The sequence below is a fragment of the Xanthobacter tagetidis genome, from assembly GCF_003667445.1.
Lineage (GTDB): Bacteria > Pseudomonadota > Alphaproteobacteria > Rhizobiales > Xanthobacteraceae > Xanthobacter > Xanthobacter tagetidis.
The window spans coordinates 213,272-233,155 of sequence record NZ_RCTF01000007.1 but is presented as its reverse complement, the minus strand read 5'-3'; the positions used below and the strand labels follow the sequence as shown (position 1 = coordinate 233,155).

General features: G+C 70.4%; 20 protein-coding genes and 1 pseudogene. 7 read left to right on the top strand and 14 right to left on the bottom strand.

Features of this window, described 5'->3' with window-relative positions:
* Window positions 1-682: pseudogene (locus D9R14_RS11050) on the top strand (hypothetical protein); the annotation flags it as partial.
* A 33-nt stretch (window positions 683-715) separates the two neighbouring features.
* Here D9R14_RS11050 and D9R14_RS11045 read toward each other — a convergent pair.
* Window positions 716-979: a DUF2312 domain-containing protein gene (locus D9R14_RS11045; RefSeq protein WP_121623368.1), complete on the bottom strand. Its 264-nt coding sequence runs from the start codon at window positions 977-979 to the stop codon at window positions 716-718.
* 189 nt (window positions 980-1,168) lie between these two features.
* Here D9R14_RS11045 and D9R14_RS11040 point away from each other — a divergent pair, with 189 nt between their 5' ends.
* A complete protein-coding gene (locus tag D9R14_RS11040; protein ID WP_121623367.1) occupies window positions 1,169-2,119 on the top strand; it encodes a DMT family transporter in 951 nt (316 codons plus the stop codon).
* Window positions 2,120-2,232: 113 nt separating this feature from the next.
* Window positions 2,233-2,781 carry a DUF1036 domain-containing protein gene (locus tag D9R14_RS11035; protein WP_245420728.1) on the top strand — a complete coding sequence of 183 codons (549 nt, stop codon included), beginning with the start codon at window positions 2,233-2,235 and terminating at the stop codon, window positions 2,779-2,781.
* Window positions 2,782-2,820: 39 nt separating this feature from the next.
* Here D9R14_RS11035 and D9R14_RS11030 read toward each other — a convergent pair whose 3' ends face one another.
* The 8 genes from D9R14_RS11030 to proB form a co-directional block, all read right to left on the bottom strand.
* Window positions 2,821-3,477: a tetratricopeptide repeat protein gene (locus tag D9R14_RS11030; protein WP_245420726.1), complete on the bottom strand. Its 657-nt coding sequence runs from the start codon at window positions 3,475-3,477 to the stop codon at window positions 2,821-2,823.
* Between the two features lie 214 nt (window positions 3,478-3,691).
* Window positions 3,692-3,817 carry a type B 50S ribosomal protein L36 gene (ykgO, locus tag D9R14_RS11025; protein WP_013167868.1) on the bottom strand — a complete coding sequence of 42 codons (126 nt, stop codon included), beginning with the start codon at window positions 3,815-3,817 and terminating at the stop codon, window positions 3,692-3,694.
* A 120-nt stretch (window positions 3,818-3,937) separates the two neighbouring features.
* Window positions 3,938-4,420 carry a 23S rRNA (pseudouridine(1915)-N(3))-methyltransferase RlmH gene (gene rlmH, locus D9R14_RS11020; RefSeq protein ID WP_121623365.1) on the bottom strand — a complete coding sequence of 161 codons (483 nt, stop codon included), beginning with the start codon at window positions 4,418-4,420 and terminating at the stop codon, window positions 3,938-3,940.
* A 16-nt stretch (window positions 4,421-4,436) separates the two neighbouring features.
* Complete coding sequence (gene rsfS, locus D9R14_RS11015) at window positions 4,437-4,754, bottom strand: ribosome silencing factor (protein ID WP_245420724.1); 318 nt, start codon at window positions 4,752-4,754, stop codon at window positions 4,437-4,439.
* Window positions 4,755-4,934: 180 nt separating this feature from the next.
* Window positions 4,935-5,606, bottom strand: coding sequence for a nicotinate-nucleotide adenylyltransferase (locus D9R14_RS11010; RefSeq protein WP_394010573.1), 672 nt, complete (start codon window positions 5,604-5,606; stop codon window positions 4,935-4,937).
* Window positions 5,603-6,844 (bottom strand): glutamate-5-semialdehyde dehydrogenase, encoded by a 1,242-nt coding sequence (locus D9R14_RS11005; protein WP_245420738.1) that lies wholly within the window; start codon window positions 6,842-6,844, stop codon window positions 5,603-5,605. The genes D9R14_RS11010 and D9R14_RS11005 overlap by 4 nt, the downstream gene beginning before the upstream one ends.
* 312 nt (window positions 6,845-7,156) lie before the next feature.
* Window positions 7,157-8,212 carry a hypothetical protein gene (locus D9R14_RS22905; protein ID WP_147453006.1) on the bottom strand — a complete coding sequence of 352 codons (1,056 nt, stop codon included), beginning with the start codon at window positions 8,210-8,212 and terminating at the stop codon, window positions 7,157-7,159.
* Window positions 8,213-8,281: 69 nt separating this feature from the next.
* On the bottom strand, window positions 8,282-9,418 hold the full coding sequence (proB, locus tag D9R14_RS11000; RefSeq protein WP_121623391.1) for a glutamate 5-kinase: 1,137 nt from the start codon (window positions 9,416-9,418) through the stop codon (window positions 8,282-8,284).
* A gap of 201 nt (window positions 9,419-9,619) precedes the next feature.
* Here proB and D9R14_RS10995 point away from each other — a divergent pair, with 201 nt between their 5' ends.
* Window positions 9,620-10,231 carry a hypothetical protein gene (locus tag D9R14_RS10995; protein ID WP_121623363.1) on the top strand — a complete coding sequence of 204 codons (612 nt, stop codon included), beginning with the start codon at window positions 9,620-9,622 and terminating at the stop codon, window positions 10,229-10,231.
* Between the two features lie 33 nt (window positions 10,232-10,264).
* On the opposite strand, the gene obgE is transcribed toward D9R14_RS10995, so the two are convergent.
* Together obgE and D9R14_RS10985 are read right to left on the bottom strand one after the other, a co-directional pair.
* On the bottom strand, window positions 10,265-11,302 hold the full coding sequence (gene obgE / locus D9R14_RS10990; RefSeq protein ID WP_121623362.1) for a GTPase ObgE: 1,038 nt from the start codon (window positions 11,300-11,302) through the stop codon (window positions 10,265-10,267).
* Between the two features lie 49 nt (window positions 11,303-11,351).
* Window positions 11,352-11,705 (bottom strand): antibiotic biosynthesis monooxygenase family protein, encoded by a 354-nt coding sequence (locus D9R14_RS10985; protein WP_121623361.1) that lies wholly within the window; start codon window positions 11,703-11,705, stop codon window positions 11,352-11,354.
* A 143-nt stretch (window positions 11,706-11,848) separates the two neighbouring features.
* On the opposite strand from D9R14_RS10985, the gene D9R14_RS10980 reads away from it, so the two are divergent.
* Complete coding sequence (locus D9R14_RS10980) at window positions 11,849-14,023, top strand: primosomal protein N' (RefSeq protein WP_121623360.1); 2,175 nt, start codon at window positions 11,849-11,851, stop codon at window positions 14,021-14,023.
* Between the two features lie 276 nt (window positions 14,024-14,299).
* On the opposite strand, the gene D9R14_RS10975 is transcribed toward D9R14_RS10980, so the two are convergent.
* Complete coding sequence (locus tag D9R14_RS10975; RefSeq protein ID WP_121623359.1) at window positions 14,300-15,337, bottom strand: c-type cytochrome; 1,038 nt, start codon at window positions 15,335-15,337, stop codon at window positions 14,300-14,302.
* Between the two features lie 175 nt (window positions 15,338-15,512).
* Here D9R14_RS10975 and D9R14_RS10970 point away from each other — a divergent pair, with 175 nt between their 5' ends.
* On the top strand, window positions 15,513-16,127 hold the full coding sequence (locus tag D9R14_RS10970; protein ID WP_121623358.1) for a 50S ribosomal protein L25/general stress protein Ctc: 615 nt from the start codon (window positions 15,513-15,515) through the stop codon (window positions 16,125-16,127).
* Window positions 16,128-16,235: 108 nt separating this feature from the next.
* Window positions 16,236-16,844 carry an aminoacyl-tRNA hydrolase gene (pth, locus tag D9R14_RS10965; protein WP_121623357.1) on the top strand — a complete coding sequence of 203 codons (609 nt, stop codon included), beginning with the start codon at window positions 16,236-16,238 and terminating at the stop codon, window positions 16,842-16,844.
* A 30-nt stretch (window positions 16,845-16,874) separates the two neighbouring features.
* Here pth and D9R14_RS10960 read toward each other — a convergent pair whose 3' ends face one another.
* Window positions 16,875-18,338 carry an aldehyde dehydrogenase family protein gene (locus D9R14_RS10960; RefSeq protein WP_121623356.1) on the bottom strand — a complete coding sequence of 488 codons (1,464 nt, stop codon included), beginning with the start codon at window positions 18,336-18,338 and terminating at the stop codon, window positions 16,875-16,877.
* A 52-nt stretch (window positions 18,339-18,390) separates the two neighbouring features.
* Window positions 18,391-19,806 (bottom strand): UbiD family decarboxylase, encoded by a 1,416-nt coding sequence (locus D9R14_RS10955; protein WP_121623355.1) that lies wholly within the window; start codon window positions 19,804-19,806, stop codon window positions 18,391-18,393.
* Window positions 19,807-19,884 lie beyond the last annotated feature (78 nt).

Sequence of the window (19,884 nt, the reverse complement as noted above, 5' to 3'; positions counted from 1 at the left end):
CCTTGCGGCGGCGCCGCTGCCGCTCCCGCGGCCGGCCGAGATCGCCCGCGGCGCCATCGTCACCGCCGCCCTCGCCAGCGCGCCCTTGCCTCCGGCACGCCCCTCCGCGCCGACCCGCGCGGGCGCGGGGGGGCCGGCAGCGGTCCAGGAAAAGCCGCCCGGCGTGCAGGTGGCGGGCCTTCCCGGCGCGCCGCTTCCCGAGCTGATTACCGGCCAGCCGCCGCGCGGCACGCTCTACGACACGCGGGCGGCGCTGGGCTACGCCGCTGCCGGCAATATCGCGCCCGAAGGCGAACATCTGAACGGCGGCCTCATCGCCGCGCCGCGCGCACATGGCGAAGCGGCGGCGCCGCTGCCTTCGGCCGTCGCCCGTCTGCGCGAGCGCGGCAAGCCGGCGCCTGCCGGCGCCGCCCCGCGTCCGGCAGCGCCCGTCGAGGTCGCGTCCGCCGCCACCTTCGAACGCCTGTTCCTGGCACCGAGCCTTGCTTCCGATCTGACGCTGCGCGAGCCGGAACTCAGGGTGTTCACGGCCTTCGTCGCCGCGCCGCAGACCGTGGTGGCGCAGGGCTTCTCACGCGACGGCAGCTTCGGGCTGAAGCCCGGCTTCAGCGGCCCGGCCGTGGTGCCGCTGCCGACCTATGCTTTCCGCGCGGGCGCCGTGGTGGTCAGCCAGCGCATGTGAGCGCCGGCCGGGCCGCAGCCCGGCCTTGCCCGATCACACGAAGATGCCGAGCGCCTGGCAATAGAGGTCGACGATCGCCTCGTGCTCCTTGCGGTCGTCGGCGTCCTCCTTGCGGATCTTCAAGATCGAGCGCAGCGCCTTCACGTCGAAGCCGTTGGCCTTGGCCTCCGCGAACACGTCCTTGATGTCGTCGGCGATGGCCTTCTTCTCCTCCTCAAGGCGCTCGATGCGCTCGATGAGGGATTTGAGCTGTTCCTTGGCGAACCCCGCGGGGGCATCTGACACGTCTTCCGCCACCTGGCAGACTCCTCAAGCTGTGGGCCGTCGATAGAGGCCTCGCGCCGGGGCGCAGTCAAGGACGCGTCCCCGCTTTCCACGTCCCGGCGGCCCCAAGGGGCTGCGGCTTCCGCAACCGGCGCCGGCGTGCGAGCCTCCCGCTCCCGTACCGCGCTGCCCCCTTCCGATCCGGACACCGACCGGCCCGCCATGAGCGCCCACCCCCCGCCGCGCCTCGCCTTCGGCATCGCCGCCCTCGTGCTCGGCGCCTTCGCCATGGGTGCCTCGGTGCTGTTCGTGCGATTCGCAGACGTGGGGCCGTTCGCCAGCGCCTTCTGGCGCGCCGCGCTGGCGCTCCCGGCGCTCGCCGCCTGGGCGGCGCTGTCGCAGGCAGGCGCCGCGCGCCGGGATCGGGCGCCGCGCCGCATGTCCGCGGCGATCCCGCGCGCCAGCCTCGTGGCGGGGCTGTTCTTCGCGGGGGACCTCATTTTCTGGCATCTCGCCATCCTCGGCACCAGCGCCGCCAATGCCACCGTGCTCGCCACCACCTCCCCGCTCTGGGTCACGCTCTATGCCGCCTTCGTGCTGGGGGCCCGCGTCTCGGCCCGGAGCCTCGCCGGGCTGGCGCTCTGCGCCGGCGGTGCGCTGGCTCTGGTGGGGGAGAGCTGGCAGCTCGACCCGGACCGACTCGCGGGCGATGGCGCCGGCCTCGTCACCGCTCTGTTCTTCGCCGGCTATTTCCTCGCCGTGCGCGCCGCGCGGCGCGACGCCGGCCCCGCCGCGGTGACCCTGGTCTCCACCGCCGTGACCGCGCTCGCGCTGCTCGCGGTGGCGCTGGCGCTGGAGCCGACGCTGTGGCCGGCCTCGGCGAGCGGAGTCGCCGCCCTTCTGGCGCTGGCGCTGGTGAGCCAGGTGGGCGGCCTCGGTTTGGTCTCGGTCGGGCTCGCCGCTGTGCCGCCGGTGTTCGGCTCGCTGGTGTTCTTCCTGGAGGTGGTCTCGGCGGCCGCGCTCGGGGCGCTGTTCCTCGGCGAGGGCCTCAGCCTGGTCCAGGCCCTGGGGGCGGCGCTGGTGGTGGCGGGCCTCCTCGTCGCCCGGCCGCGCCCGCCGCCATCCTCGCGCCCCGATGCCCGTCCAGACAGGAGCGCGCGCGCCGAGCATTGACGCGGCAGCCCAAGGCGGGCACACAAACCCACCCCGAACGGCATCGGCCAAGGTCGGTGCCGCAGGCGATCTCGAACGGTCATGTGAGTGACCAAGGGTCCATCGAACGCGGAATGATGTCGCCCGGCTTCCTCGGCAACCCCATCCTTGCGCTGCGTGCCCGCCTGCTCTTCGCGCGGCCGGCTGCGCATCCTGCGACGCGCCGTCTCGCAGCGCTCGCCGCGCTGGCGCTGGCGCTGTGGCCGGCGGTCGCGCAGGCCGACTTCCGCCTGTGCAACCGCACCCAGAGCCGCATCGGCATCGCCATCGGCTACAAGGAAGGGGACACCTGGCTCACCGAAGGCTGGTGGAATGTCGGTGCCAACAGTTGCGAGACGCTGCTGCGCGGCGACCTGCCGGCGCGCTTCTACTATCTCTATGCGGTTGACTACGACCAGGGCGGCGAATGGGCCGGCAAGGCCCATATGTGCACGCGGGAGAAGGAATTCACCATCCGCGGCGCCGAGGATTGCCTGGCGCGCGGCTTCGAGCGCACCGGCTTCTTCGAGGTCGACACCCAGCAACAGAAGTCGTGGACCGTGCAGCTCACGGAAGCCAACCAGTCGAAGCCGCCGCCCCAGGCCGCCGCGCCACTTCCCCCGCCGCCGCCGAAGAAACCCTGACCGGCCGGCGCGCCGGCACCGGCGCCAGCGGGCTCAGCGTCAGATCTGCCGGCCTTCCACCTTCACGCTCAGCTGATCCTCCAGGTCCTCGGAGCCGTCGATGCGCGGGTTCACCGCCCGCGCCCGGCGCACCGCGTCAAGCGCGCGCTTGTCGTCGCCGAGGTCGCGCAGGATGAGGGCGAGCCCGTACATGGAGGAATAGTGGCGCGGCTCGCGGGCGATCACCTCGCGCAGGTCCGCCAGCGCGCCGGAATAGTCGTCCTTCATGTAGCGCAGCGTCGCCCGCTTGCTGATGGCGCCGATATAATCGGGCTCGATCAGGATCACCTGGTCGAGCAGTTCCAGCGCGAGGTCATATTGCTTGGCATCGGCCGCAGCCAGAGCGCGGGCCATGAGGATGTCGCAGCTCGGCGAGCCGGAATCGGCAAAGATGGCCTCCAGCCGGTCGGCGATCTGCTTCGAGGACCGGTCGTCCGGAGCCACCTTCAGCGCCGCAAACAGGCCTTCGAGCTGGGTGCGCTTGTCCTTCGGTGGGCGCGGGCGCGGCGCCTCCGCAGCCTTGTCAGGCGCGCCGGACTTATCGGATTTGGCATCGGCGTTCGGGGCCGGCCGCCCGCTGTCGGGCCGCGCCTGCGAAGGGCCGGTCGTCTGGGCATGAGCGGGGCCGGCCAGAAGGCCGAATGCCAGAAGGGCCACGGCAGCAGGGCTCAGGGCTTTCACACCCCTCGCCCGGGCGGGCGGGGAAACGCAAATAGGCGGCGCGGTCTCGACACTCATGGAAAAAGTGTCGAGCCTCGGCCGCCGTTCGTCAACGGGGAGAAAAGCGCGCGAACCGCCGCGGCGGTCACGATCCGGCGATGCGGCTGGCGCGCGCACGGGCGCGCGTTGCGGGCCTTCGCCGGAGCGCGGATCAGCCCTGGCGCGCCTTGAAGCGCTTCTGGGTCTTGTTGATGATGTAGACGCGGCCCTTGCGGCGCACCAGGCGGTTGTCCCGGTGACGGCCCAGCAGCGACTTCAGCGAATTGCGGATCTTCATGATAATCAGCCTTCGGCCGACCGCGGCGCGCATGCCGCGCGGCTCGTCGACACCTTTCTTGATGGATCGAGCCGGCGTGATAAGGGCGCGCACGCCTTCTGTCAATGGCGGCGCAGGTTCTCAGGCCCGGTGATAGGGGTGGCCGGAGAGGATGGTGACGGCGCGGTAGAGCTGTTCGGCCGCCATCACGCGCACCAATTGATGAGGAAAGGTCGCAGCGCCGTAGGCCAGCAGCAGCCCCGCGCGGCTGCGCACCTGCTCGCTCAGCCCATCGGCGCCGCCGATGACCAGGCAAATGGAGCTGCTGCCGCCGTCGCGCCGCTCGCGCAGCCAGTCCGTGAACGCCTCGCTGGACAGGCTCCGGCCGCGCGGATCGAGCATCACCAAGGCGGCATCGGGCGGAAAGGCGGCGACCAGGGCCGCGCCCTCCTCGGCCATGCGGTCCTCGGGGCGGCGGGCGGTGGATTCGCCGATCTCCACCATGTCGACCTGGGTGAAGCCCACCTGCCGCCCGCCGGCGCGGGCGCGGTCGACATAGCGCGTCACGAGCTCGCGCTCGGCCCCGGCCTTCAGCCGGCCGACACAGGCGAGGACGAGACGCACGCTTCCTTGCCCGCGCTCAGGCGCGGGCGGGGCCGGCCCACATCTTCTCGATATTGTAGAAGCTGCGGACCTCGGGCTGGAAGATGTGCACGATCACGTCGTTCGCGTCGATCAGCACCCAGTCGCAGGCCGGCTGGCCCTCGATCCTGACGCTTTTGACGCCGGCCTGCTTCAGCGCCTCGATGAGGTGCTCGGCGATGGCGCCCACGTGCCGCTGGGAGCGGCCGGAGGCGATCACCATGAAGTCGGCGATGGACGTCTTGCCGCGCAGGTCGATGGAGACGATGTCCTCGGACTTGTCGTCATCGAGCCGGGCTTTGACGAGGGCGAGCATCTCCTCCGCGTCAGGCGCTTCGGAGAGCGGGGCGGGCGCCAGGGTCGGGGCGGCCGCCGAAAGTGCCGTCGTTGACAGGGGTCCGGTTCCTCTCGCGTTCAGGTGGCCGCGGGTGGCCGCACCCGCGCGCACAGTTATAGAATGCAGGCAAATCAACGAATTTTCAAGGGTTGTGCGATCTCACGGCGCCGAAAAGCGCGCCGCGGCCCCGCGCGCGGCCCGGATCTGCGTTGAAGATACAGGGGATTTCAGCCCGTGGAGAAATACCCAGGCGGGCGGCGACAGGGTGGCCAGCAGCGGGGCGTCGCTCTCCTCGATGCGGTGGCGCCCGAGCGCCTGCGCCGCCCGCGAGGCGGTGGCGGCGAGGCTGTCGCCCATGCGGTCCACCACGGCGATGGGCACGAGGTCGGCGATCTCGCGCCAGCGCTGCCACAGGTGGAAGCGCGCCAGATTGTCGGCGCCCATGATCCAGACGAAGCGCACCCGCGGCAGCCGGCGCGTGAGCAGCCGCACGGTCTCGTAGGAATAGCGCACGCCGTGATCGGCCTCGAACGCGGTGACGTCGATGCGCGGATGGCGCGCCACGGCGCGGGCGAACGCCACGCGCTCCTCGAATCCTGGAAGATCACTATTGTTCTTCAAGGGGTTGCCCGGCGTCACCAGCCACCACACCCGGTCGAGCCGCAGCCGGTGCAGCGCCAGCAGGCTCGCCGCCCGGTGGGCGCCGTGGGCCGGGTTGAACGAGCCGCCGAACAGCCCCACCCGAAGCCCCGGCGTCGCCAGCGGAAGGCGGCAGGCGGCGCGCCGGCTCAAGGGCTCGTTCGGCCGCGCGCGCACCTGAGCATCGGTCACGGCCGGGTCTGGCCCTGGCCGTGGACGCGGTACTTGAAGGAGGTGAGCTGCTCCGCCCCCACCGGCCCGCGGGCATGCATGCGGCCAGTGGCGATGCCGATCTCGGCGCCGAAGCCGAACTCGCCGCCGTCGGCGAACTGGGTCGAGGCATTGTGCAGGACGATGGCGGAATCCACCTCGGTCAGGAAGCGGTCCGCCGAGGTCTGGTCCTGGGTCACGATGCTGTCGGTGTGGTGCGAGCCGTGGGCGTCGATATGGGCGATGGCCTCGTCCAGGCTGCCCACCACCTTGGCGGCGATGATCGCATCCAGATACTCGGTGTCCCAGTCCTCGTCCGTGGCTGGCGCGACGCGCGGATCGGCCGCCGCCACCGCGGCGTCGCCGCGCACCGCGCAGCCGGCGTCGATCAGCATCTCGACCAGCGGCTTCAGGTGGGTCGCCGCCGCGTCCTTGTGCACCAGCAGCGTCTCGGCCGCGCCGCACACGCCGGTGCGGCGCATCTTGGCGTTCAGCACCACCGACTTCGCCATGGCGAGATCGGCCGCCTTGTCGATGAAGACGTGGTTGATGCCGTCGAGATGGGCGAACACCGGCACCCGCGCGTCGGACTGCACCCGGGCGACGAGGCTCTTGCCGCCGCGCGGCACGATCACGTCCACCGTGCCGTCGAGGCCGGCGAGCATGTGGCCCACCGCGTCGCGGTCCGCCACCGGCACGAGTTGGACCGCGTCCGCCGGCAGACCTTCGGCTGCGAGGCCGGCGATCAAAGCGCGGTGGATGGCGGCCGAGCTCCTGAGGCTGTCGGAGCCGCCGCGCAGGATCACCGCATTGCCGGCGCGCAGGCAGAGCGCCGCGGCGTCCGCCGTCACGTTGGGCCGGCTCTCATAGATCACGCCGACCACGCCGATGGGCGTGCGGACACGCTCGATGACGAGGCCGTTGGGCCGGGTCCAGCGGTCCACCACCTCGCCCACGGGGTCGGCAAGGGCGGCCACGGTGTCGATGCCCTCGGCCATGGCTGCGATGCGGGCCGGGGTCAGCGTCAGCCGGTCGAGGAACGAGCCGGTCATGCCGCCGGCCTGCGCCTCGGCGACATCCTGCGCATTGGCGGCGAGGATGTCGGGCGCGGCGGCGCGGATGGCGGCGGCGGCGGCCTTCAGCGCCGCGGTCTTGGCGGCGGGATCGGCGAGCGCCAAGGCACGCGCGGCAGCACGGGCCCTGCGGCCCATCTCCAGCATGAACGCGCCGAGCTCTGCCGGCGGCACGGACCGGCCCGCATCGGCGGAATGGTCGGCTCGGGCGGCAGCGGCGGAAGGCATGGCGCTTCACTCTCAGCAAACGGGCTGGACGCCCGAAAAGGGGATTAGACGATCTCTCTAGCATGAGCCGCCCAGTGGGCGACAGGCTTTGCTGTCTTTGCTCGCAACCAGCCGGAACACGCCTCGAAATTTGTGCACTTCCTGTAGAACCATGACTGTTGACGGAGTGGGAGACCGGGCGGCAAACGTCGCGAGGAATAAAACCGTGCGACGGCGCCCTTCGGGACAAGCCTAACGATAATCGTCGTCATATTCCCATGGCGGGCGGTCGGGATCCTCCTTCACTTCCCGCTTCGGATCATACGTGAGATTGTCGTATAGTTGCGCGTAAGCCAGAGACAGAAAAGCGGGAATCATCACCACTTGTACAGTGTAAATAGAAATTGAAAATAGTGCGAAAATCGCTAAAATCGTTAAATCTTGTGGAGTTATGTGAGCAACGTTCTTCAAATATATGATTTTTCCTAGTATCGTATTTCGCATAATATTTTCTAAGTATTCGACTTCGGTATTGGAGGGAAGAATCAATTGAGATGGCCACACGCCAAAGTAAAATTCAAAAATAAAAATCATCATTCCCGGTAAAAAGGTGATGAGAAAGAGACCCAAAAATAGACGCCAGCTGTTGCTTTTTCCGATGCTCAAGACACTTCGCCAAGGCATCGACTGTCCGATCCCACGGGATGGCAGTCGTAGCGTCAGTCGTGCGAATAGAAGAACCACAAGAATTAGTATTGAAAATAAAGCAGGAATTATCATAAATGAAATAAATGGATTCTTTTGTATCCAGATTGAACTTCCGATCGTCAGTACGGAGAATAATACTCCAAATACGATAATCATCGTAATTGCAACACTGAGAATAATAACAATTATATCAATAAAATAACCAAATATCACGTTGCCAAAATGTCCAAGAGTGACTTGGTTTAGACCTGCAGGTCCAACCAAAATTTCACGGTGGACTACGATAGAAAATATCGAAAAACTGATAATAAAGAAAATAAATCCCCCGATAGAAAATAAATTATACTGAAAATTTGCATCTCCCCCCTCTGTCAACATGTCAAAAGTCGAGATCATACCCGAAAACGACAGCACGACATTGACAAAGAGCAGCGCGAGCGCAAGCCCCCAATGCCGTCGCAGGATGAATTTGGTCCAGCGCAAGGTCAGCGCGAGCGTTTCGAATAACGACAGCTTTATCCGCTCGCTCATCTCTCCCCCTGACACCATGGCGCCCACTACACGACGAGTGTTGCCTTGTCCGTCAACCCCCGCGCGCAACAAGTATTCTGATGTCTGACCTCTGGAAAGCTGCAAAATTCCGGCGACTACCGGGTCATTCGCGTCCCCTCACCCCGCCCCGAGGGCCAGGTCGTCCCGGTGCACCATCTCGGCGCGGCCCTTGATGCCGAGCAGGGCCTCGATGTCGGCGGTGGAACGGCCGCGGATGCGCTCGGCGTGGTCGGCGTCGTAGGCGACGAGGCCACGGCCGATCTCGGCGCCGTCCGGGCCGCGCAGCAGCACCGCGTCGCCGCGCTGGAAGCCGCCTTCCACCCGCACCACGCCGGCCGGCAGCAGGCTCGATCCGCGCCGCAGCGCCGCCACCGCGCCGGCGTCGAGATGCAGCACGCCGCGCGGCTCCAGGGCGCCGCCGATCCAGTTCTTGCGCGCCCGCGCGGGATTGGCGGAGGTGAGGAACCAGGTGCAGCGCCCGCCGTCCAGGATGCGCTTGAGCGGGTTCTTCCCGTGGCCCGAGGCGATCACCATGTGGGTGCCGGCAGCCGTGGCGATCTTGCCGGCCTCGATCTTGGTGCGCATGCCGCCGCGCGACAGCTCGGAGCCTGCGCCGCCCGCCATGGCCTCGATCTCCGCGGTGATGCGCGGCACCACGGGAATGAGCGTGGCGCCGGGGTCCTGCGCCGGCGGGGCGGTATAGAGGCCGTCGATGTCGGAGAGCAGCACCAGCAGGTCCGCGCTCGCCATGGTGGCCACGCGGGCGGCGAGGCGGTCGTTGTCGCCGTAGCGGATCTCGGTGGTGGCGACCGTGTCGTTCTCGTTGATGATCGGCACGGCGCGCAGGTCCAGAAGCCGGGCCAGCGTCGAGCGGGCGTTGAGATAGCGCCGGCGCTCCTCGGTGTCGCCGAGCGTCAGCAGCACCTGCCCGGCGGTCACGCCTTCATGGGACAGCGTCTCGGCCCAGGTGCGGGCGAGCGCGATCTGGCCCACGGCGGCGGCGGCCTGGCTGTCCTCCAGCTTCAGCGGCCCCTTGGGCAGGCCGAGCACCGTGCGGCCGAGCGCGATGGCGCCTGAGGACACCACCAGCACGTCGCAGCCCTTGGCGTGGAGCGCGCCGATATCCTCCACCAGCGCCGTCAGCCATGGCAGGCGCACCTTGCCCCGCGCGGAATCGACGATGAGGGCGGAGCCGACCTTGATGACGATGCGGCGGAAGTCGGCGAGGGAGGGCGCGGCGGAGGGGGCGGTCATGGCGATGGGCACGGGCTGGTGGACGGGCACCGCGGGCGGCGCGCCCGCGCGGGAGCACGGCATAGGCCATCGCGCCCGCGAAGTCCAAGCCCGCCGCGCGGGCCGCCTCCGCGATAGGGCCAGAAAGAGCCGTTGATCCGCGCGCGGACATCCGGTCTTGCGGACAGACACGCGCCGCAGCGCGGACTTGAGGAGGCGACCATGACCATCGGCAGGCTCATCACCGGGAGTGTCCGGGGCGGCGCGCTCGCGGCCGCGCTGTTCGCAGCGGGCACGGCGGCGGCGCAGACGCCCACCAGCGCCCAGCAGCAGGCGCTGAAAGCCTCGTGCCAGTCGGACTTCCGCGCCAATTGCGCCGGCGTCTCGCCGGGCGGCCAGGCGGCGCTCGCCTGCCTTCAGAAGAATGTGGCGCAGCTCTCGGCCAACTGCCAGAGCGCGGTGAACGCCATCGGCGGCGCGCCCGCCGCCGCGACGCCCGCGACAAGCGCCCCCGCCGCGACGACCCCGGCACCGGCGACCACCGCGCCTGCCACCACCGCACCTGCCACCAAGCCCGCATCGAAGCCCACGACGCCGCCCCCGCCGAAGCCGCCGAAGCCCGCGGCGGTTCCCCCGCCGCCTCCGGCCGCGGCGCCGCCCACCGTGATCGTGCTGTCGCCGCGCGAGGAGATCGTGCTGGTGCGCCGCTTCTGCGGGGCGGACGTGCGCACCTTCTGCCAAGGCGTGCCGCTGGGCCGGGGCAACATCGCCACCTGCCTCGCCGCAAACATGCCGCGCCTTTCGCCCGGCTGCCGCGGCGCGCTCACGCGCTGAGGCTGCGGGCTGCGGCGCGGGAGGTCGGCGCGGTCAGGGCCGCCAGGACACCCGCGCCGTCTCCGCCTCCGCCTCGGCGCCGCGCGCCTCCTCGATCACTGCGAGCAAGGCGCGCAGCGCCTCCTGGACACCCTGCCCGGACTGGGCGGAGACCAGCAGCGGCGTCTTCTTCGCCGCGCGCTTCAGGCGCTCCTTCTGCTGCTTCAGCAGCTCGGGCGAAAGCGCGTCCACCTTGGAGAGGGCGACGATCTCCGGCTTCTCCGACAGGCCGCCGCCATAGGCCTCCAGCTCGGCGCGCACCACCTTGTAGGCCTTGCCGGCATGCTCGCTGGTGCCGTCCACGAGGTGGAGGAGCACGCGGCAGCGCTCCACATGGCCGAGGAAGCGGTCGCCGATGCCCACCCCCTCGTGCGCACCCTCGATCAGGCCGGGAATGTCGGCGAGCACGAATTCGCGCCCGTCCGCCCGCACCACGCCGAGGCCGGGATGGAGCGTGGTGAAGGGATAGTCGGCGATCTTGGGCTTGGCCGCCGTGGTGGCAGCCAGAAACGTTGACTTGCCGGCATTGGGCAGGCCGACGAGGCCGGCGTCGGCGATCAGCTTCAGCCGCAGCCAGATCCACTTCTCCTGGCCTTCCAGGCCTGGATTGGCGCGGCGCGGGGCCTGGTTGGTGGAGGTCTTGAACTGGGCGTTGCCGAAGCCGCCGTTTCCGCCTTCCAGCAGCTTGATGCGCTGGCCCACCTCGGTGAGGTCGGCGAGTACCGTCTCCTCGTCCTCGTCCAGGATCTCCGTGCCGGCGGGCACCTTCAGCACCACGTCCGCACCCCTGGCGCCGGTGCGGTTCGCGCCCTTGCCGTGGTCGCCCTTCTTGGCCTTGAAGTGCTGCTGGTAGCGGTAGTCGATCAGCGTGTTGAGGCCGTCGACGCACTCGATCCACACATCGCCGCCGCGCCCGCCGTCGCCGCCGTCGGGACCGCCGAACTCGATGAACTTCTCGCGCCGGAACGAGACGCACCCCGCCCCGCCGTCACCGGAGCGCACATAGACCTTGGCCTGATCGAGGAATTTCATGGGTTCGAGGTAGACGCGCGCCGTCCCGAACGCAAGGGGTCGCCGCGGCTCAGATCTCCGGCGCGTGGGCGGCGCGGCTGTCGGCGGGCGCCTCTTCGCGCTCGGTGAGGCCGTAGTCGCGCATCACGCTCGCCACCCGCAGCCGGTAATCCTGGAACACGCCGCCGCGCCCCGCCGCCTGCGCCTTCCGGTGGGACATGAGGGCGCGCCAGTTCCGCACCGCCTCCTCGTCGCGCCAGATCGAGAGCGAGAGCAGCTTGCCCGGCTCGGTCAGGCTCTCGAACCGCTCGACCGAGATGAACCCGTCCATCTGGACGAGATCGCTGCGCAAGGCGGCCGCGATGTCGAGATAGCGCTGGCGCTGCCCCTCGGCGGGCCACACCTCGAAGATGACGGCGATCATGACCCCTCCGCGTCGCGCCGGCTCGACCGGCCTCGCCCCAGCATGCCCGGCCCGGCGCGCCGCGGCCACTCCGATTCTGGCGCGCGCTCATGGGTGCCTGCGGCCGCCTTTGACGTTTCCGGCGCGTCGGATCACAAGGGGCCATGAGCCCACGCACCGTCGACGTCCTCCTGCCTCTCGGCCTCGACGCCGCATATTCCTACCTCGTGCCCGACGGCATGCGCCTCGCGCCCGGCGACCTGGTGCACGTGCCGCTCGCCACCAAGAGCGTGATCGGCGTGGTGTGGTCCGAGGCCGGACCGCCGAAGGCGGTGGATACCGCCAAGCTGAAGGCGGTGAAGGCGCGGCTCGACTATGCGCCGCTGCCGCCCGACCTCATGACGCTGATCGACTGGATGGCGGACTACACCCTCGCCCCCCGCGGCATGGTGCTGCGCATGGCGCTGCGCCACGGCGAGGCCCCCGGCGCCGGTCGCGAGCGGGTCGGCGTGCGCGCCACCGGGGCACGGCCCGAGCGCATGACGGCGGCGCGCGAGCGCCTGCTGGCGCTGGTCGCGGACGGCTTCGTGCGCGGCAAGAGCGAGGCGGCGCGGGAGGCGGGCGTCTCCCCGTCCGTGGTGGACGGCCTGATGGACGACGGCGCACTGGAGGCGGTGGTGCTGCCGCCCGAGCCCGCCGCCTATCCGCCCGACCCGGACCACGCCGCCGTGTCCCTCTCCGAGGCGCAGGCGGAGGCCGCCGAGGTCCTGCGCACGGCAGTGGATGCGCACGCCTTCGCTGTGCACCTCTTGGATGGCGTCACCGGCTCCGGCAAGACCGAGGTCTATTTCGAGGCGGTCGCCGAGGCGATCCGCCAGGGCCGGCAGGCGCTGATCCTGCTGCCGGAGATCGCCCTCACCCAGGCGTTCCTGGAGCGCTTTTCCGCGCGCTTCGGCGTGAAGCCGGCGGAATGGCATTCCGGCGTCTCCACGCGCCGACGCGCGCGCATCCTCAACGAGGTGGCCTCCGGTGCGGTGAAGGTGGTGGCGGGCGCGCGCTCGGCGCTGTTCCTGCCGTTCCGCGACCTCGGCCTCGTGATCGTCGACGAGGAGCACGACCCCGCCTACAAGCAGGAGGACGGTGTCGCCTACAATGCCCGCGACATGGCGGTGGTGCGGGCGCGGCTCGCCGCCTGCCCGATCGTGCTCGCCTCGGCGACGCCATCCATCGAGACCGAGGTGAACGCCCGGCGCGGGCGCTACAAGCGCCTCGCGCTGCCGCTGCGCTTCGGCGGCGCCAAGGTGCCGGCGCTGACCCCCATCGACCTGCGCAAGGAGGGCCCGCCGCGCGGGCGCTGGATCGCCCCGCGGCTGGAGGCGGAGGTCAACGACACGCTGGAGGCGGGCGGCCAGGCGCTGCTGTTCCTCAACCGGCGCGGCTATGCGCCGCTGACGCTCTGCCGCTCGTGCGGGCACCGCATGCGCTGCCCCTCCTGCACCGCCTGGCTGGTGGAGCACCGCTATCGGCGCCGCCTCACCTGCCACCATTGCGGCTACCAGGCGCCGGTGCCCGAGGCCTGCCCGGCCTGCGGCGAGAAGGACAGCCTCGTTCCCGTCGGCCCCGGCGTCGAGCGGCTCCAGGAGGAGGTGAACGCGCTGTTCCCCGCCGCGCGCACGCTGGTGCTCTCCTCCGACCTGCTGGGCGGCGTCGAGCGCATGCGCGCGGAGCTCGACGCGGTGGCGAAGGGGGAGGTGGACGTGGTGGTCGGCACCCAGCTCGTCGCCAAGGGCCACAACTTCCCCGGCCTCGCCCTCGTTGGGGTGGTGGATGCGGACGTGGGCCTCGGCCACGGCGATCCGCGCGCCGCCGAGCGCACCTTCCAGCTGGTGCATCAGGTGGCGGGGCGCGCCGGGCGCGGGGCGGCGGAGGGGCGCGGCTTCGTGCAGACCCACATGCCCGAGCACCCGGTGATGCGGGCGCTGGTGAAGGGCGACCGCGCCGCCTTCTACGAGAGCGAGATTGCCGCCCGGCAGGAGGCCATGCTGCCGCCGTTCGGGCGCATGGCGAGCCTTGTGGTCTCGGCGAGCGAGGCGCTCGCGGCGGAGGCCCATGCCCGCCGCCTCGCCGCCTGCGCGCCGATCACGCCGGAGGTGCGCATCCTCGGGCCGGCGGAGGCGCCGCTCGCCGTGCTGCGCGGGCGCCACCGCTGGCGCCTGCTTGCCCGCTCCCCGCGCGGCTTCGACCTGTCCGCATACCTCCGTGCATGGCGCGACGTGGCGCCGCGGCCGAAGGGCAATGTGCGCGTGGCGATCGACGTGGACCCGCAGAGCTTCCTGTGACGCCCTTTTCTTCCGCGCGCGGCGCACTATGGTGGAGCCGTCATCAAGGGACAGGCGGAGCGGAAGGCCCATGCGCGCGATGGTGAGGATTGCCGTGGTCGCCGTGCTCGCCCTCGGCCTTTCCGGCTGCGACAAGTGCGGCAACTGGTTCGGCCAGTCGACTCCGAAAACCTGCAGCTCCGACACGCCCCGCTAGCACGGGCCGATCCCGTCCGCCCCGCACGCGGATCGGGTCACGCGATCTCCCACATCAGGTGAAAGGCCCGGCTTCCCGGCTCACCGGTCGTTGGGATTGGGCACGCTGCCCTTCTCAGCCTTCAGCCGCGCGATCTCGGCGCGGATGGGGGCGAACGGGCCGTATTTGTGCTGGGCGGCGGAAAACCCATCCGCATAGGGGCCGTAGGCCGTGTCGACGGGCTTCAGCAGCAGGTCCGGGAAGTCCCTGTCGATGCCGGCGCGTGCCGGCCGCGGCTTCGAGAGCACGAACGCCGCCACGTCCCAGGCATCGGCCGGCTCGACGATCGGCATCCGCCAGTCGACCCCGTTCGGCATGTTGTCGTGCATGAAGTTCGCCGCCGTGATGAGGCGGTTCATGCCGGCGCCGTCATTGAAGCTGTCCGGCCCCCACAGCGGCGGCACGCCGTAGCCGAACGAGGCGTCCGCCACGTTGCGGCGCACCCCCTGGCCCTCGGGACCGTGGCAGACGGCGCAAGTCTGCGCGAACACCTGAGCGCCGCGCGCCGGGTCGGCGGGACGATCCAGCTCCGGCATCGCCCCTGCCCCCGCGCCGACGATCTTCGCCCCCGCCGGCAGCGAACCGGACAGGACCTTCAGATAGGCCACCAGCGCCTTCATGGGCCGGGCGTCGGCAGGCATGGCCCGCCCGTTGAGCGAGCGCGTCATGCAGCCGTTGAGCCGGTCCTCGATGGTGGCCGGCGCGCCGGAGCGGGAGGAATAGGCCGGATAGTCCGCCGAGGCGGCGACCAGCGGCAGGCCGAACTTCTTGGTGCCGGCATTCAGGTGGCAGTTGCCGCAGGCGAGGTTATTGCCGGCAAAGCGCATTGCCGGGTCGGCGGCGTCCGGCCCGATGTGCCGCGGCGTCGCCAGCAGGATCGAGCGGCCGAGGCGGGCGAGGCGGCCGGCCTCGTCGTCCGGCAGCAGGTCCATGTCCGGCAGGTCCCACACGGCGATGCGCTCGTTGGCCTTGGCGAGCGCGGCGCCATGTGCGGCGGCATCGGGCGCCGGCTGCGACGCGGCCGGCGTGCAGGCCAGAACGAGGAGGACGACCGTGCCCAAACCCGCGCGCCAGGCCATGCCTTCCCCCCAAAGTGCCGCCATTGTTGCCTTCGCGCGCCCATGCGGCTATAAGCGCGCCTTCCCGCGCGCAGGCATGCGCCCCCCTGGAGGCGTGCCGGCATGCGGGACGATCTGCGGCCGCGCGAGCGGCCGTGTTCCTTTCTAGAACCAATTCAACGTTAGGACGAGTGCCATGACTGCCATCAAGGAACTGAAGGCTGTGGCGCGCCCGCGGGTCGGCAAGGGGGCCGCCCGTGCCGAGCGCCGCGCCGGGCGCGTGCCCGCCGTGATCTACGGCGAGAAGCAGGAGCCGATCGCGATCTCGCTGAACCACATCGAGATCAACAAGATCATCTATGCCGGCCACTTCCTCACCACCCTCTTCGAGGTCGATGTGGATGGAACGAAGCACCGGGTGATCCCGCGCGATTACCAGCTCGACCCGGTGAAGGACTACCCCCTGCACGTGGACTTCCTGCGCGTCTCCAAGGGCGCGACGGTCACCGTCGAGGTGCCGGTCCACTTCGTCAAGCAGGAGGCGTCCCCGGCCCTCAAGGGCGGCGGCACCCTCAACGTGGTGGCCCACACGGTCGAGCTGGAATGCCCGGCGGAGTCCATCCCGGACGCCATCGAGGTCGACCTCTCCGGCGCCGGCTACGGCGACAGCTTCCACCTCTCCGGCATCACCCTGCCGAAGGGTGTGACCTGGGCGGGCCATGGCGACGACACGCTCGCCACCATCGTCGCCCCGTCGGGCCTCAAGGAGGCCGACGCCGACGAGGCCGCCAAGGAAGAGCCCAAGGCCTGACCGGCCTGATGCCGTTCCGGCCGGGCCGAGGCCCGGCCGGCCACCCGGCGCCCTGACGCGCGCCGCCAGGCGCCCACGTCCTATCGTCCCACAGGAGGCCCGCCCCCCGTGTTCCTGCTCGCAGGGCTCGGCAATCCCGGGCCGAAATATGCCGGCAACCGGCACAATGTGGGCTTCATGGCCCTCGACGCCATCTGCCGCCGCCACCGCCTCGCACCGCTGCGCCGCCGCTTCCAGTCGCTTGCCGCGGAAGGCGAGATCGCCGGCGAGAAGGTGATCGCGCTGTTCCCCGAGACCTACATGAACGAGAGCGGGCGGGCGGTCTCCGAGGCCATGCGCTTCTACAAGATCCCGCTCGACCGCGTGTTCGTGCTGCACGATGAACTGGACCTGCCCCCTGCCAAGGTGCGGCTCAAGAAGGGCGGCGGCAATGCCGGCCACAACGGGCTCCGCTCCATCACCGCGCAGTGCGGCAACGACTATTGGCGGGTGCGGCTGGGCATCGGCCATCCCGGCGACAAGCAGATGGTGATGCCCTACGTGCTCGGCGACTTCGCCAAGTCCGAGAAGGGCTGGGTGGACGCGGTGTGCGACGCCTGCGCCGATTTCACCGACCTTCTGGCCGCCGGCCGGCCCGAGGAATTCCAGAACCGGGCGCACCTGTTCCTGGAGGCCCAGGGCTTTTCCGAGCCGAAGCGCGTCGGCGAGAAGGGCTGAACGCGCACCGCCTCCCGCCCCTCCGGCACCTCAGACCACGCCGGCGTCCTGGAAGACGTGCTTGATCTCCACGAAGTCGATCAGCGCGTCATAGCCGTGCAGGCGGCCGAGGCCCGAGCGCCGGTAGCCGCCGGTCTCCGCCTCCGCGAACAGCCTGTTGTGGTCGTTGATCCACACCGTGCCGTTGCGCAGCGCGCGAGCCACACGCAGCGCGCGGGCGCCGTCGTTGGTCCACACGCTGGCGGACAGGCCGTATTGGGTATGGTTGGCGCGGCGCACCGCGTCCTTCTCGTCGGAGAACCGCTCGATCACCACCAGCGGGCCGAAGATCTCCTCCTGGACGAAGAAGGCCGCCGTGTCCTCGTGCGCCACCAGCGTCGGCGACAGGAAGGTGCCCTTCTCCAGCGCGCCGCCGGGCCGCGCGCCGGCCAGCACCACCTCGTCGGCCGCCGCCATGGTCTCCTCGATCCGCCGACCCACCCGCGCGAGCGCGTCGGCATCGATCAGCGGGCCGATCTGGGAGCGGGGCGCGTCCCCCGGCCCCACCTGAAGCCCGGCGAGCGCGGCCTTGAGCGCCGCCTTCATCTCCTCGAACCGGCTTTCGTGCACCAGGACGCGCCGCGCCGCCGTGCACTGCTGGCCGGAGATGATGGTGGCAGCCGCCGCAAGCTTCGGCGCAACGGCTGCCACGTCCGCATCGGGGAACACCAGGCAGCAGGACTTGCCGCCCAGCTCCAGCGACAGCTTCTTCATGGTGGGTGCGGCGTCCGCCATGATGCGCGTGCCGGTGGCGTTCGAGCCGGTGAAGGAGATCACGTCCACCTCCGGCGAGGTGACGAGCGCGCGCGCCACCTCGTGCCCGGTCTCGCAGACGAGGTTGAGCACGCCCGGCGGCAGGCCCTCCACCTCGTGCAGCGTGCGCAGGATCTCGGCGGTGAGGATGGCGGTCTGCGGCGCCGGCTTCACCACCACCGTGCAGCCGGCCGCGAGCGCCGGGGTGAGCGCGCGGATCAGCAGCACCGACGGTGCGTTCCACGGAATGATGAGCCCGGCGACGCCGGCCGGCTCCTTCATCATGGTGGAAAAGACGCCGGGCTCCACCTCGAAGGCGTGGCCGGGAATGTAGCGCGCGAGGCCGGCATAATAGCGGATCTCGGACACCGAGCCGGCGATCTCGCCGCGCGACTGGGCGAGCGGCTTGCCGTTCTCGGCGGTCAGGAGCCGGGCGAGCGCCTCGCCGGCGCGCTCCATGGCGTCGGCCCAGCGCAGCATCACCATCTGCCGCAGGCGCGGATTCTGCGCCCAGCCCGGCTGCTCGAAGGCCCGGCGGGCGGCGGCGATGGCGGCGTCTGCGTCCGCCGCCCCCGAGGCCGGGAAATGGCCGATGACCGCGCCTGTGGCGGGATCGAAGCTCGGCGCGGCGGCGCCATCGGCCGCGTCCACCCACGCGCCGTCGATGAGGTTCCTGGCGACGAGGCCGGTCAGCGCGGTCATGGGTGATGCTCTCGATTGTCGGGTTGCGGCGGCACCGGCGGCACGGCGTGCGTCAGGACCTGCCGGCCATGAGGCGGGCGAAGGCGGCGGCGGGGTCCGTCACCAGAGCGGTCTGAAGATCGACCGCCTCCTCGCCCTTCACATGGATGCGGCGGAACGCCATGGGGTCGTCGGTGAGCGGGGCGGTGGCGTCGAGGCCGAGCTTGGCGGACACCCCGTCGTCGGACGAGGGATCGAGCTTGGAGCCCTGCGCGCCGGCCACCAGCACCAAGTCGCGGTCGGCCTGGAAGCGGGTGGCGACCGCCCATTCGATCTCCTCGGCGACGGCGATGTCCACGTCCTTGTCCACCACAATCACCTGCTTGATGTCGTAGTGGCCGCCGAACGCGCACATGATGATGTTCTTCGGCTCGCCCGCGCTCTGCTTGTCGATCTTCACCGCCAGGTGATAGCGGCAGGTTCCGCCCAGGGTCAGGCGCACGTCGAGCACGTTGGGGAACGAGCGCTTGAGGTGCTGCAGCAGCGTCGCCTCGCGCGGCACCTCGCCCAGCACCAGGTGCTCGAAGCTGCCGCCGACGATGGTGTGGAAGATCGGCTGGCGGCGATGCGTGAGCGCATCGATCTCGATCACGTCGCGCGGGGCGCGGGGGCCGTAATATTGCGGGAACTCGCCGAACGGGCCTTCCGGCTCCAGGACGCCGGGCAGGATGCGGCCCTCCAGCACGATCTCGGCGTCCGCCGGCACCCGCACCGCATTGGTCCGGCACTTCACCACCTCGATTGGGCGCCCCAGCAGCGCGCCGGCGATGGCCATCTCGTCCTCGTCGAGCGCTGCGATGGCCTGGGAGGCGAGCAGCAGCGCCGGGTGGACGCCGATGACGATGGCCACCTCCAGCGCCGTCCCGGCCGCGGCCGCCATCCGGCAATAGGCGCGGGTGTGGCGCGGCAGGATCAGGATGCCGATGCGGTTCGGACCGCTGACCTGGCAGCGGTGGATCGAGACGTTCTGCACACCGGTGACGGGATTGCGGGCGATAAGCAGGCCGGCGGTGATGTAGGGGCCGCTGTCCAATTCGTTGTGCTTGGGCACGGGAAGCTGGCGCAGCAGGTCCACCTCGGTGTGCACCACCTCCTGGGCGGGGCCCTGCGCGACTTCGACGCTCGGCAGCGGACGGGCCGCGGCGGCGAGAAAGCGCGGCAGGAGGTCGGCCTCGCTGACCCCGAGGCTGTCGGCGACCCAGGCGCGGCGGGTGAAGAGGTTCACCGCCACCGGGATGGCATGGCCGCTTGGCCGCGGGAACAGAACCGCCGTGTCGCGCTCCGTGCGCTTGGCGATGGCGGCGAGCTCGTCGATCAGGCCGACGCCCTCGCGTGCCACCGCGAGGTCGCCGCGCCCGGCGAGCACGTCGAGCCAGGCGCGCAGGTCCGGCGCGGCGGCGTTCGGGCGGGCGGCGGGTGGGCTGTCCATGGGGGATGTGTTCCTCGGGCGCGGTGCCGCGCCGCTCGCGCGCCCCGTCGCGGACGCGGTCCGACCATAGGAAGGCTG

What these genes read in the sequence shown, in the direction of transcription:
- obgE (WP_121623362.1), bottom strand. Translation starts at nt 11,302, where the DNA reads ATGAAATTCCTCGATCAGGCCAAGGTCTATGTGCGCTCCGGTGACGGC.
- D9R14_RS11005 (WP_245420738.1), bottom strand. Translation starts at nt 6,844, where the DNA reads ATGCTGGAGATGGGCCGCAGGGCCCGTGCTGCCGCGCGTGCCTTGGCG.
- proB (WP_121623391.1), bottom strand. Translation starts at nt 9,418, where the DNA reads ATGACCGCCCCCTCCGCCGCGCCCTCCCTCGCCGACTTCCGCCGCATC.
- D9R14_RS10960 (WP_121623356.1), bottom strand. Translation starts at nt 18,338, where the DNA reads ATGACCGCGCTGACCGGCCTCGTCGCCAGGAACCTCATCGACGGCGCG.
- D9R14_RS10970 (WP_121623358.1), top strand. Translation starts at nt 15,513, where the DNA reads ATGACTGCCATCAAGGAACTGAAGGCTGTGGCGCGCCCGCGGGTCGGC.
- D9R14_RS11040 (WP_121623367.1), top strand. Translation starts at nt 1,169, where the DNA reads ATGAGCGCCCACCCCCCGCCGCGCCTCGCCTTCGGCATCGCCGCCCTC.
- D9R14_RS10985 (WP_121623361.1), bottom strand. Translation starts at nt 11,705, where the DNA reads ATGATCGCCGTCATCTTCGAGGTGTGGCCCGCCGAGGGGCAGCGCCAG.
- D9R14_RS11035 (WP_245420728.1), top strand. Translation starts at nt 2,233, where the DNA reads ATGATGTCGCCCGGCTTCCTCGGCAACCCCATCCTTGCGCTGCGTGCC.
- D9R14_RS10995 (WP_121623363.1), top strand. Translation starts at nt 9,620, where the DNA reads ATGACCATCGGCAGGCTCATCACCGGGAGTGTCCGGGGCGGCGCGCTC.
- D9R14_RS10955 (WP_121623355.1), bottom strand. Translation starts at nt 19,806, where the DNA reads ATGGACAGCCCACCCGCCGCCCGCCCGAACGCCGCCGCGCCGGACCTG.
- D9R14_RS10975 (WP_121623359.1), bottom strand. Translation starts at nt 15,337, where the DNA reads ATGGCCTGGCGCGCGGGTTTGGGCACGGTCGTCCTCCTCGTTCTGGCC.
- rsfS (WP_245420724.1), bottom strand. Translation starts at nt 4,754, where the DNA reads ATGCTCGCCCTCGTCAAAGCCCGGCTCGATGACGACAAGTCCGAGGAC.
- ykgO (WP_013167868.1), bottom strand. Translation starts at nt 3,817, where the DNA reads ATGAAGATCCGCAATTCGCTGAAGTCGCTGCTGGGCCGTCACCGGGAC.
- D9R14_RS10980 (WP_121623360.1), top strand. Translation starts at nt 11,849, where the DNA reads ATGAGCCCACGCACCGTCGACGTCCTCCTGCCTCTCGGCCTCGACGCC.